Genomic DNA, 11,258 nt, shown 5'->3' on the forward strand with positions numbered 1-11,258 from the left:
GACGGGCGGCGGCCCTGGGGCTCTGCGGGGCGGTGCCTCACGGCGGCGCCCTTCGTGCGCGGGGAACCTCACGCCCCGAAGAGGGGCCCCGCCGCCGTGAGGGTCCCCGACAGCCGTTCCCACGCCGCCGCGTCCCGCTCGACCGCTTCGAACCGCTCGCCCCGGCCCGTTCCCCAGCGGCGCGCCACCCCCGCCGGGTCCTCACCCAGCAGCAGCCCCGCCGCCTGTGCCGCAGCGCCCAGCGCCACCAGCTCGCCTTCGGCCGGTACCACCACGGGTCGGCCCGACAGCCGCCGTACGGTGTCCCGCCAGGCCCGTCCGCGCGCTCCGCCGCCGATCAGCAACAGCGCCTCGTCCGCCGCTGTTTCGGGCCCCGCCACCAGGTCCAGCGCCCGCAGCAGCGCGAAGACCGCGCCGTCGTACGCCGCCTGCAGCACCTGCCCGCCCGTGGTGTCGTGCCGCAGGCCGTGCAACAGGCCCGTCGCCTCCGGAAGGTTCGGCGTGCGCTCGCCGTCGAGGAACGGCAGCACCACCGCCGAGCCGCCCGGCTCCACGGCCTCCCGGTCCCGGCCCAACAGCGCCGCCATCCGGTCCACCGCGAGCGTGCAGTTCAGGGTGCAGGCGAGCGGCAGCCAGTCGCCGCGCGCGTCCGCGAACCCCGCGACCGTGCCGGTCGGATCGGCCGGGCGTCGCCCGGTCACCGCGTACACCGTCCCCGAGGTGCCGAGGCTGATCACCGGGTGCCCGGGGCGCAGCCCGAGGCCGAGCGCCGCCGCCATGTTGTCGCCCGTACCGGCCGCCACGAGCGCGCCGCGCGGCAGTGGCAACGAGTCGGGCCGTACGGTCCCGGCCGCCTCACCGGGGCGCGCGACACGGGGCAGCATCTCCGTCCGCAGCCCCACGTGGTCCAGGATCTCCTTGTCGTAGCTCCCGGTGGCCGAGGACCACCAGCCCGTCCCGGAGGCGTCCCCGCGGTCGGTGACGGCCTCGCCGGTCAGCCGCTCGGTGAGGTAGTCGTGCGGCAGCCGTACCGCGGCGGTGGCCCGCGCCGCCGCCGGCTCCCGGTCGCGCACCCAGGCCCACTTGGCCACCGTGAACGACGGGCCCGGCAGACTGCCCACCCGCTCGGCCCAGGTGTCCGGGCCGCCCAGCTCCTCGATGAGGCGGCGGCTCTGCGGCGCCGGCCGTACGTCGTTCCACAGCAGCGCCGGACGCACCGGACGCCCGGCCGAGTCCAGCGTCACCAGCCCGTGCTGCTGGCCCGCGACGGAGACGGCGGACGCCTGCCGTGCCGCGTCGCCGCAGGCCTCCAGCGCCTGCCCGAGCGCGTCCCACCACTCCTCGGGGTCGCTCTCCTTGCCGGGGCCGGCGGTGACGGTGTGCGGCGCCTGGCCCCGTGCCGCGACCTCACCCGTCGACGCGTCCACGACCAGCACCTTGGTCGACTGCGTGGAACTGTCCACGCCGACGACCAGAGGTCCCGCTCCCCACACGCTCATCGCCACTCCTCCCTCAGGTGTCCGGCGACCGCCGGTACTTCATGGGCCCGCGGACGCGGCCTCATGCGAACAGCTCCCGTACGAACACGATCTCGTCCGCCTGATGGTGCGTCCCGCCGCCCTCGTGGCCGTTGAACCGCCACACCCGAAGGTCCTTCGGGCCCGCGTAGTGGTGGTACGCGGCGAAGCCGGTGGACGCCGGCGTGACGGTGTCGGCCAGGCCCGTACCGAAGAGCGCGGGAGCCTCCGCACGGGCGGCGAAGTTCAGCACGTCGAAGTGGTCCAGCGTGTCCAGCGCGGTGTCGATGTGCAGCCGCTCCCCGGCGAAGTACGCGGCCAGTTCGGTGTACGGGCCGGTCTCGGCCCTCTCCACGGCGCGCCGGATGTGCGCCATGAACGGCACCCGTACCAGTGCGGCGGCGAGCCCCGGCACCAGCCCCGCCACCGCGAGCGCCTGCGCGCCGCCCTGGCTGTTGCCCTCCACGACGATGCGGTCGGGGTCCACCGCCGCGTGCTCGCGCGCCGCCTCCACGGCCCGTACGGCGTCCGTGTAGAGCCGGCGGAAGTAGTACGCGTCGGGGTCGAGCACGCCCCGCGTCATCATGCCGCCGACGGACGGGTTGTCGGAGCCCACCGGGTCGGGGGTGTCGCCCGACCGGGTCGGGCCGGTCTGGCCCCGGGGGTCCATCACGAGGGTGGCGTACCCGGCGGCCGGCCAGAGCAGCCAGTCGTGCGGCAGGCTGCGCCCGCCCCCGTAGCCCAGGTACCGCACGACACAGGGGAGCGGCCGTCCCGCGCCCCTCGGGACGAGGAACCAGCCGCGGACACGGTGCCCGCCGAACCCGGAGAACTCCAGGTCGTAGGTGTGGAGCAGGTCCAGGCCCACGTCGACGGGGGTGAAGCGTGCGTCGAGGGGGAAGGTGCGCGCCTCTTTGAGGGTGCGCTGCCAGAACGCGTCGAAGCCGGCCGGTTCGGGCCGGGCGGGACGATAGGTGCGCAGGTCTTCGAGGGGCATGTCGACGAACACCGGCGGGCTCCTGAGGCTCGGGGAAAACCGATCACCGGACACCATGCCCCGGGAGCGGCCGGTACGACCACGGGCGGGCACCACGCGTCTCCGCGCGCCACCCGTCCGTACGGCCGCGTACGGGCCGGGGGCGTCCGTACGGCCCCCTCACCGGCCCGGGGGTCCGCTCCGGCCTTCCGCGGGGCTCAGCGGTCCACGCGCTTGCCCTCCGGGCCGGTGTCGGCCACCTCGCCGACCTGGGCCGCCGCCGGGTCCAGCACGCGGGCCAGGAAGGTACGCGTCCGCTCGTGCTGCGGGGCACCCACCACACGGTCCGGCGGCCCCTCCTCGACGATCACCCCGCCGTCCATGAAGACGACCCGGTCGGCGACCTCCCGCGCGAAGCTCATCTCGTGCGTGACGACGAGCATGGTCATGCCCTCGTCGGCGAGCGACCGCATGACGGCGAGCACGTCGCCCACCAGCTCCGGGTCGAGCGCGGAGGTCGGCTCGTCGAAGAGCATCAGCTCCGGGTCCATCGAGAGCGCGCGGGCGATGGCCACCCGCTGCTGCTGGCCCCCGGAGAGCTGGGCGGGGTAGGAGCGCTCCTTGTCGCTCAGTCCGACGCGCGCCAGGTTCGCCCGCGCGACCCGCTCCGCCTCGGCCTTCTCGCGGCGCAGCACGCGCCGCTGGGCGATCGTCAGGTTCTCCAGCGCGGTCAGGTGCGGGAAGAGGTTGAAGGACTGGAAGACCATCCCGATCCGGCGCCGTACCCGGTCGATGTCCACGTCCGGGTCGGTCACCTCGGTGCCGGCCACCACGACCGTCCCCGAGGTGGGTTCCTCCAGCAGGTTGACGCAGCGCAGCAGCGTCGACTTGCCCGACCCCGAGGGGCCGATGACGCACACCACCTCGCCGCGCCGCACCGTGAAGTCGATGCCCTTGAGCACTTCGAGGTCGCCGAAGGCCTTGTGCAGCCCGGTGACCTCGATGGCGGTCGGGTTCCCGGCCGCGGGCGCCCGGCCCGTCGCCGCCGAGTCGGTCGTCATGCCGGTCACCTGGCCTTCGCGGTACGGGCTTCGAGCCGCCGGACCAGGTGGCCGAGCGGGAGGGTGATGACGAGGTAGAGCAGGCCGGCCACGAGGATCGGGGTCAGGCTCTTGTACTCGTTGAGCGCGTCCCGCCCGAAGTTGGCCAGCTCGTACTGGCCGAGCGACAGCCCCAGCAGGTACACCAGCGAGGAGTCCTTGGTCAGCAGGATCAGCTCGTTGGTGAGCGGCGGCAGGACGATGCGGAACGCCTGGGGGATGACGATGGAGACCATGGCCCGGCCGTGCGACATGCCGAGCGAGCGGGCCGCCTCGGTCTGGCCCTTGGGCACGGCCCGGATGCCCGCCCTGATGGTCTCCGCCATGTAGGCGGCGCCGACCAGCCCCAGGGAGAGCATCACGGTGACGTACTGGTCCAGCGCGACCTCGAACGCGAGCGGCACACCGAAGCCCAGCGCGATGAAGACCAGAAGGGCGGGCACACCCCGGAAGAACTCGATGTACGTGACGGCGATCCAGCGGTACGGCGGCACCGAAGAGAGCCGCATCAGCGCCAGAACGAGCCCGACCACCAGCCCGAAGCCGAAGCCGAGCAGGGTGTAGAGCACCGTGTTGACCAGCGCGGTGGTGACGATGTCGGGGAACAGGTCCGCCACGATGCCGACATCGAAGAAGGCCCGCTGCAACTGGCCCCAGTCGGCGACCAGCGCGACGACGACCACGACGAGGACCAGAAGGGCGTACTGCGACCCGCGGACCGCGCGGGTCCGCTGCCGTTTGGTCAGGGCCATGCGGGCAGAGCTCCTCAGGGGTGGGCGGCGGGGATCAGCTCTGCGGCGTGGTACCGAACCACTTCTTGTAGATGCGGTCGTAACTGCCGTTCGACCTGGCCTTCTTGAGGGAGGCATTGATCTGCTTCAGGAGTGCGCTGTTGCCCTTGCGCACCGCGACCCCGTAGTGCTCACCCGTGTCGAACTCGGCGGTGACCTCGGTGTCGGGATTGGACTTGACGTAGTCGAGCAGTACGCCGTTGTCCATGATGGCGGCGTCCACCTTGCGGGTCTTCACCGCGGTGAGCAGCAGCCCGAGGTCCTCGTACTCCACGAGGTCCACGTCCTCGCCCGCGTGCTCCTTGGCGTAGATGCCGCCGGTCGTGGCCTTCTGGTAGCCCAGCTTCCGGCCCTTGAGGTCCTCGATCCTCTTGTAGGGCTCGCCCTTCTTCGTGATCAGCGCCTGCGTGGCATTGAAGTACGGGTCGGAGAAGTCCATGACCTTCTTGCGCTCGGGCGTGATCGTCATGCCCGCCGCGGCCAGGTCGCACTTGCGAATATTGAAGTCCTGGCCGGTCTCGATGCCCTCGAAGGGCGTGTTCACGACCTCCTGATCGACCTTCATGTCCTTGGCCACGAGGTCGATCAGATCCACGTCGAATCCGACGATTTCGCCGCCCTTCTTCACCTGGAAGGGCGCGTACGGCAGGTGGGTGCAGGTCTTGAGCGTCCCCTTGGACACCAGCTGCAACCCGGAACCCTGGTTCCCCTCGGACTTCGTGCTGGTGCAGCCGGCCGCCAGGGCGACGGCCGCGACGGCGGCTATGACAGGCAGCGACGAGCGAGCTGACACCGGTCCTCCAGGGAAGGGTGAAGATCAACAGCAGGCTGCTGACGGCGAGTTGCGCTGAATCCTGCCACCGGCCGTGTCCGCTGTCTCCGCCGTGAGGGTTGCGTCTGCATAACGACCTTGATCCGCCACGCACGGGGAACGGCCCCGCCGTACACGGGCGGGGCCGCTGCTCTGCAGGGGGAGTGTCAGGTCGTGAGGAGGCCGGCGAGGGCGGAGACGGAGTCGGGACCCACGCGGCAGCAGCCACCGATGAGGCGTGCGCCGCCCGCCGCCCAGGCCGTCACCCGTTCCTCCGTGAACGTCGCGCGACCGCGCCACGCACGCGCCTGCGCGTCCCACTCCTCACCGCTGTTCGGATAGACCACCACGGGCTTGCCGGTCACCCGCGCCGCCGTCTCCACCGCCGCGTCCGCGTCCTCCGGCACGCAGCAGTTGACCCCTACGGCCACGATCTCCGGCGCCTCGGCCGCTAGTGCGAAGGCCTCCTCCAGCGGCTGCCCGGCCCGCGTCCGGCCGCCCTCGATGCTGTACGACAGCCAGGCCGGTACCCCGAGGCCGCGCACGGCGCTCACCAGCGCCCGCCCCTCGTCCGCGTCCGGCACCGTCTCCAGCGCCAGTACGTCCGGCTCCGCCGCCGCCAGCACCTCCAGCCGAGGCCGGTGGAACCGCTCCAGTTCGCCGACGCTCAGCCCGTACCGGCCGCGGTACTCCGAGCCGTCCGCGAGCATCGCGCCGTACGGGCCCGCGGAGGCCGCGACGTACAGGGGGCCCGGCACGCCGTTCTTCATGGCGCGCCGGGCGGCCTCCCGGGCCAGCTCCACACTGCGGCGCAGCAGCCCGGCCGCCGCCTCTCCGTTGACGCCGCGCCGCGCGAAGCCCTCGAACGTGGCCTGGTAGCTGGAGGTGATCGCGACCCGGGCGCCCGCCTCGTAGTACGCCTGGTGCGCGGCGGTGATCGCCTCCGGCTGCTCGGCGAGCAGCCGGGCCGACCACAGCTCGTCACTGAGGTCGTGCCCGGCCGACTCCAGCTGGTTGGAGAGTCCGCCGTCGAGGACGACGGGGCCGCCGGCCAGGGCGGCCACGAAGGAGGGGGAGGTAGAGCTCATACGGTGAAGCCTGTCATTCCGCCGTCCGGAACGTGAAGGCGAACGTGGCCGGAGCGGCTTCGAGGCGGTAGCGGGGGAGCACTCCGGGGCCGCACGACTGGCTGCCGATCCCGTGCTGCGCGTGGTCCAGGTGGAGCCATACGCGGTCGCCCGGAACGAGGTCCGGCGTGTGCCGGGCGGCGTCCAGCTCCTCCGTGGTCCACCTCCGGGCCGTGAGGAAGAAGTCCGGCTCCCCTTCGATGCGCAGCCCGGTCCCGTCCGGGCGCGTGAACTCCGCCCAGCGCACGCCGATGCGCGCGCCGTTCTCCTGCGGTCGTACGTACGGGGTCTGCCACTCGTCGACCGACAGCGCCCAACGGCCCACGCGGGCCGCTGCGGACGTGTCCGGGTACGCCTCGCCCGGACCGCCGCCGAACCACCGCACGGCGCCTGGATCGCCGCCGACGCCCATCCGCAGGCCCAGCCGCGGCAGCGCGACCGGCCAGTCGCCCTCCGGCGTCACGGCCACCTCCAGCCGCAATGCGGCGCCGTCCGAGAGCCAGCGGTGCACCACCGAGAAGCCCAGCGCCGAGGCGGCGGGAGCGACCCTGGTACGGACGACCAGCGCGTCCCCGTCCGCCACCACCGCGTCCGAGCGGTGCCGCATCCGGTGCAGGCCGATCCGCCGCCACTCGGGTCCGCAGCGCTGCCCCGGCTGCCAGGGCGCGCCCTCGTCGTTGTCCGTGGGCGCCCGCCAGACGTCCAGCCGCGGGCCGGACACCGGCCGGCCGCCGAGCCCGCTCAGGACACCGGTGGCGGCGTCGAAGACACCCGGGCCGAGCGCGATGGTGCCGTCCTCGCCCCACCTCGGTGCCACGGCCGCCACGACCGGGCGCGGCACGGGGCGCGGCCCGGCGGGCAACTGGCCCCACGCGACTTCGTGCCCGGCGGCGGCCCAGGCGGTGTCCTCGGCCAGGACCGCGCGTACCGTCCACAGCGCTTCGCCGGCCGCGGGCCCATCGGCCGGCGGCGGCAGCTTCAGCTCGGCGCTCTCGCCGGGCAGCAGCGGCGGCACCGCGAGCGTCCCCTCCGCGACTGCGCGGCCCTCGACCTCGTAGCGCCACGGGAAGACGAGCGCCGACAGGTCCGCGAAGTCCTGCAGGTTGGTGACGCGCACCGCTCCCGGGGCGGCGTCCGGCCCGGCCGCCTCGATGCGCACCGGCTCGATGACCTTCTTGTACTCGATCAGCCCCGGCGAGGGTGTGCGCTCCGGGAACACGAGCCCGTCGCACACGAAGTTGCCGTCGTGCAGTTCCTCCCCGAAGTCGCCGCCGTACGCGTGGTACGGGACGCCGTCCGCGGTCTCCTGCCGCAGCCCGTGGTCGATCCACTCCCACACGAAGCCGCCCTGGCAGCGCTCGTAGGTCTCGAACAGCCGCTGGTAGTCGCTCAGCCCGCCGGGCCCGTTGCCCATGGCGTGCGCGTACTCGCACAGCACGAAGGGCAGGTTGCGGCGCCGGGCGTCCAGTGCCGCGTCGCCCAGCGGCTCCTCCGTACGCCGGCCGATGCGTTCCACCTCGGCGTGGTCGGCGTACATCCGGGAGTAGACATCGGTGTCGGCGCAGCTGGGATCGCCTTCGTAGTGCAGCGGCCGGGACGGGTCGCGCTCCCGCATCCACGCGGCCATCGCGGACAGCCCGCGCCCCGTACCGCACTCGTTGCCGAGCGACCACATGATGACGGACGGGTGGTTCTTGTCGCGCTCGACCATCCGCCGGGCCCGGTCGAGCAGGGCCGGCGTCCACCGCTCGTCGTCGACGGGGTTGCCCCGCCAGCCCTGCTGGGCGAAGCCGTGCGTCTCCAGATCGCACTCGTCGACCACCCACAGCCCCAGCTCGTCGCAGAGCTCCAGGAAGGCCGGGTGGGGCGGATAGTGACTGGTGCGCACGGCGTTGACATTGTGCTGCTTCATCAGCAGCAGATCGTGTCGCATGACGTCCATGGTCAGCGCGCGCCCGTGCGCCGGGTGGAACTCGTGCCGGTTGACGCCGCGCAGCAGCAGTGGCCGCCCGTTGACCTTCAGCAGCCCGTCTTCGACGGCGACCGTGCGGAACCCGATGCGCAGCCGCACGCGCTCCCCGGGGGTGGCCAGCTCCGCGTCGTACAGCCGGGGCGTCTCCGCCGTCCACGGTTCGACGGGAACCGTCGCGCTCTCGCCGGTCGCCAGGTCCAGGCCCAGTTCCGGCACGGTCACCCGCCCGGCCGGCGCACAGTCCACCCGCAGGCTGCCGCTGCCGGTGCGGTGGTCGTACCCGGCGTGCACGAAGAGGTCCCGCACCGCGCCTTCGGGACGCTGCATCAGCTCGACGTCCCGGAAGACGCCCGGCAGCCACCACTGGTCCTGGTCCTCCAGGTACGTGCCGGACGACCACTGGTGCACACGGACGGCCAGGGTGTTGTGCCCGGGCCGCAGCAGCGCCCCCACCTCGAACTCGTGGGACAGCCTGCTGCCCTTGAAGTGGCCCAGCTCGTCGCCGTTCAGCCACACCCGGGCGCAGGACTCGACGCCCCCGAAGCGCAGCACGGTGGAACCCGCCGGCCAGTCTTCCGGCAGGTCGAATGCGTACCGGTGGTCACCGGTGGGGTTCTCGTCCGGCACCCGGGGCGGGTCCACGGGGAAGGGGTAGCCGGTATTCGTGTAGGCCGGGGCGCCGTGCCCCTGGAGCACCCAGTGTCCCGGCACGGTCAGCCCGGCCCATGCCGAGTCGTCGTACTCGGGGCTGGCGAAGGTCTCGTCCTCAGTTGTCGCCGCCGGCGACAGCCGGAACCGCCAGGTCCCGTTCAGCGACAGCCGCCGGGCGTCCGTCCCGGGCAGCCACGCGGCGGGCGGCAGAGCGCCGCTCCCCGGCGACACGTCTTCGTAGTACGGCACGTCTTCCTCGGAATGCGCTTCGTTTCGCGGCACGTCTTCCTCGTACGACACCATGCCGCCAGCGAAGCACGCGCGTCCTCCGATTGCGACCACATCCGCGTGTTCACCGGGGGCGCGCCCGCCGTTCAGAGGAGGCCGTGCCGGGGCGGCCGGGTGCCGTTCAGCAGGTACCGGCCGATGTGCTGCACCTTCCAGCGCACCGGGTCGTGCAGCGTGTGGGTACGCGCGTCGCGCCAGTGCCGGTGCAGGTTCAGCCCGTTCAGTGCCGCGCGAGTGCCGGCCGCTTCGAAGAGCGCGCTGCCGGTCTCCACGGCAGCACGGGCGGCCTGCACCTTGGCGGCGGCCACCGCGATCGACGCCTCGGCCGCGCTGTCGTCGGTGAGGCCGCCCGCCGCCGTGGCGACCGTGCGCGCGGCCTCGGAGAGCAGCGCGCCCGCCGCCCGTACGGCCAGCGCCAGCTCACCGAACTGCTGGATGAGCAGCGGATCCTCCGCCGCGGTTTCCAGCCCGCTCTCGAACCACGGGCGGCTCTTGACCCGGACGAACTCCGCCGCCTCGGAGAGCGCCCCCTCGGCGATCCCGGTGTCGATGGCGGCGTGCAGCAACTGTGCGAGCGCGCCGTGCAGCTGCGGGCCGCGGAAGGTGAGGTGGTGCGGCACCACACGGTCCCGCGGGACCAGCACCGACTCCAGGCGCACCGTGCCGCTGGCGGTGGTCCGCTGGCCCATGCCGTCCCAGTCGTCCACGACCGTCACGCCGGGCGCGTGCCGGGGGACGTAGGCGACGTACAGCTCCTCGTCGGCGCCGCGGGCCAGCACCGGGATCCAGTCGGCGAACAGCGCGCCCGTGGAGTAGTGCTTGGTGCCCTCCAGGACGTACGACCCGTCCGGCTGCGGGACGAGCCGGGTGCGGATGTCCTGCACGTGCTTGGTGCCCGCCTCGGACTGCGCGTTGCCCAGCCGCCGCCCGGCCAGCACCTCCTGGAAGAAGAACTTCCGCTGCTCCTCGTCTCCCTGGCGGCGCAGCACCGCCACGTACACGAAGTGGCTCTGCGGGATCTGCGCCAGGCTCGCGTCAGCGGCGGCCAGCAGCCGGAAGACCCCGGCGAGCGTCTCCGCGGACACCTCGGCGCCACCGTGCTCACGCGGCACGGTGATGCCCAGCAGGCCGCTGTCGGAGAGCCGGTCCAGCTCGGGGCCCGGAAGCCGGCGCTCGGCGTCCCGGCGGGCCGCGCCGGTGCGGAACTCCGCCGCCAGCTCGGCGGCTACGGCCAGGGCCTCCGCGTCGTCGGCGATCACATGAGCGGTGCCGGTCATGCCGCCACTCGCAGAGGAGCGCGGTCCAGGGCCGCCGCGAACTGGCCGAGCACACCGTCCAGCGCCTCGCGCGTCTCCGATGCCACGTGGACCCCGCCGCCCTCCTGCACAGTGATGTCGCGGTCCAGGACGAACCAGCCCGGCACGATGTGCGAGGCACCCATGGAGGACAGCACGGGCCGCAGCGCGTAGTCGATCGCGAGGACGTGCGCGGTGGAACCGCCGGTGGCCAGCGGCAGCACGGTCTTCCCGGCCAGCGCGTACTGGGGCAGCAGGTCGAGGAGGGACTTCAGCAGCCCCGAGTACGCGGCCTTGTAGACGGGCGTACCGACGACGATGCCGTCGGCGGCCTCGACGAGCCGGGTCGCCCGGACGATCGCCGGGTGACCGAAGTCCGCGCCCAGCAGTGCCTCGGCGGGCAGCGTCCGGACGTCCAGCGGGATCACCTCGTGTCCCTGTGCGACGAGTGTGGTGTCCAGGTGGCGCAGCAGTCGCGCCGTACGGGATGTGGGGGAGGGGCTCCCGGAGAGGGACAGCACGGTGGCCATGGATGTTCACCTCGAGGTGTGTGGTGCGGAGTCTGTGGTGGTGCGGAGCACGAGTACCGATCGGGCTCGGCGTGACGAGTACCGAGCGGGAGCGGTCCTACGGGGGCGCGCGGGCTCACGAACAGGCGGGCCGCGGCTCCGGCGCCGGCTCCCTCGTCAACCACCTCCTCGGCATCGCACACGCCGACCCCGTCGAACAC

At 73.1% G+C, this 11,258-nt stretch carries 9 protein-coding genes; all 9 read right to left on the reverse strand.

Translation table 11 applies throughout. The features are described 5' to 3' along the window. Positions 1–68 precede the first annotated feature (68 nt). A complete protein-coding gene (gene xylB / locus ABZ840_RS20265) occupies positions 69–1,499 on the reverse strand; it encodes a xylulokinase (RefSeq protein WP_361561416.1) in 1,431 nt (476 codons plus the stop codon). A 61-nt stretch (positions 1,500–1,560) separates the two neighbouring features. Further along, the gene (locus ABZ840_RS20270) at positions 1,561–2,526 is read right to left on the reverse strand and encodes an acetylxylan esterase (RefSeq protein WP_361561417.1); all 966 of its coding nucleotides are present in this window, start codon (positions 2,524–2,526) and stop codon (positions 1,561–1,563) included. Between the two features lie 185 nt (positions 2,527–2,711). Then, complete coding sequence (locus ABZ840_RS20275) at positions 2,712–3,554, reverse strand: amino acid ABC transporter ATP-binding protein (RefSeq protein ID WP_361561418.1); 843 nt, start codon at positions 3,552–3,554, stop codon at positions 2,712–2,714. Between the two features lie 5 nt (positions 3,555–3,559). Beyond that, positions 3,560–4,345, reverse strand: coding sequence for an amino acid ABC transporter permease (locus ABZ840_RS20280; RefSeq protein ID WP_361561419.1), 786 nt, complete (start codon positions 4,343–4,345; stop codon positions 3,560–3,562). A gap of 34 nt (positions 4,346–4,379) precedes the next feature. Continuing rightward, a complete protein-coding gene (locus ABZ840_RS20285; RefSeq protein WP_361561420.1) occupies positions 4,380–5,177 on the reverse strand; it encodes a basic amino acid ABC transporter substrate-binding protein in 798 nt (265 codons plus the stop codon). 185 nt (positions 5,178–5,362) lie between these two features. Continuing rightward, positions 5,363–6,283 (reverse strand): homocysteine S-methyltransferase, encoded by a 921-nt coding sequence (mmuM, locus tag ABZ840_RS20290; RefSeq protein WP_361561421.1) that lies wholly within the window; start codon positions 6,281–6,283, stop codon positions 5,363–5,365. A 13-nt stretch (positions 6,284–6,296) separates the two neighbouring features. Continuing rightward, complete coding sequence (locus ABZ840_RS20295) at positions 6,297–9,227, reverse strand: glycoside hydrolase family 2 TIM barrel-domain containing protein (protein ID WP_361561422.1); 2,931 nt, start codon at positions 9,225–9,227, stop codon at positions 6,297–6,299. Between the two features lie 92 nt (positions 9,228–9,319). Then, a complete protein-coding gene (locus tag ABZ840_RS20300; RefSeq protein ID WP_361561423.1) occupies positions 9,320–10,510 on the reverse strand; it encodes an SfnB family sulfur acquisition oxidoreductase in 1,191 nt (396 codons plus the stop codon). Beyond that, positions 10,507–11,058, reverse strand: coding sequence for an NADPH-dependent FMN reductase (gene ssuE / locus ABZ840_RS20305; protein ID WP_361561424.1), 552 nt, complete (start codon positions 11,056–11,058; stop codon positions 10,507–10,509). Before ssuE ends, ABZ840_RS20300 begins: the two co-directional genes overlap by 4 nt. Positions 11,059–11,258 lie beyond the last annotated feature (200 nt).

This window comes from Streptomyces sp. NPDC047117, assembly GCF_040643545.1.
Taxonomy (GTDB): Bacteria; Actinomycetota; Actinomycetes; order Streptomycetales; family Streptomycetaceae; genus Streptomyces.

Excerpts from the sequence above, each read along its gene's own strand:
- xylB (WP_361561416.1), bottom strand. The coding sequence starts at position 1,499 with ATGAGCGTGTGGGGAGCGGGACCTCTGGTCGTCGGCGTGGACAGTTCC.
- ABZ840_RS20275 (WP_361561418.1), bottom strand. The coding sequence starts at position 3,554 with ATGACGACCGACTCGGCGGCGACGGGCCGGGCGCCCGCGGCCGGGAAC.
- ABZ840_RS20280 (WP_361561419.1), bottom strand. The coding sequence starts at position 4,345 with ATGGCCCTGACCAAACGGCAGCGGACCCGCGCGGTCCGCGGGTCGCAG.
- mmuM (WP_361561421.1), bottom strand. The coding sequence starts at position 6,283 with ATGAGCTCTACCTCCCCCTCCTTCGTGGCCGCCCTGGCCGGCGGCCCC.
- ABZ840_RS20300 (WP_361561423.1), bottom strand. The coding sequence starts at position 10,510 with ATGACCGGCACCGCTCATGTGATCGCCGACGACGCGGAGGCCCTGGCC.
- ssuE (WP_361561424.1), bottom strand. The coding sequence starts at position 11,058 with ATGGCCACCGTGCTGTCCCTCTCCGGGAGCCCCTCCCCCACATCCCGT.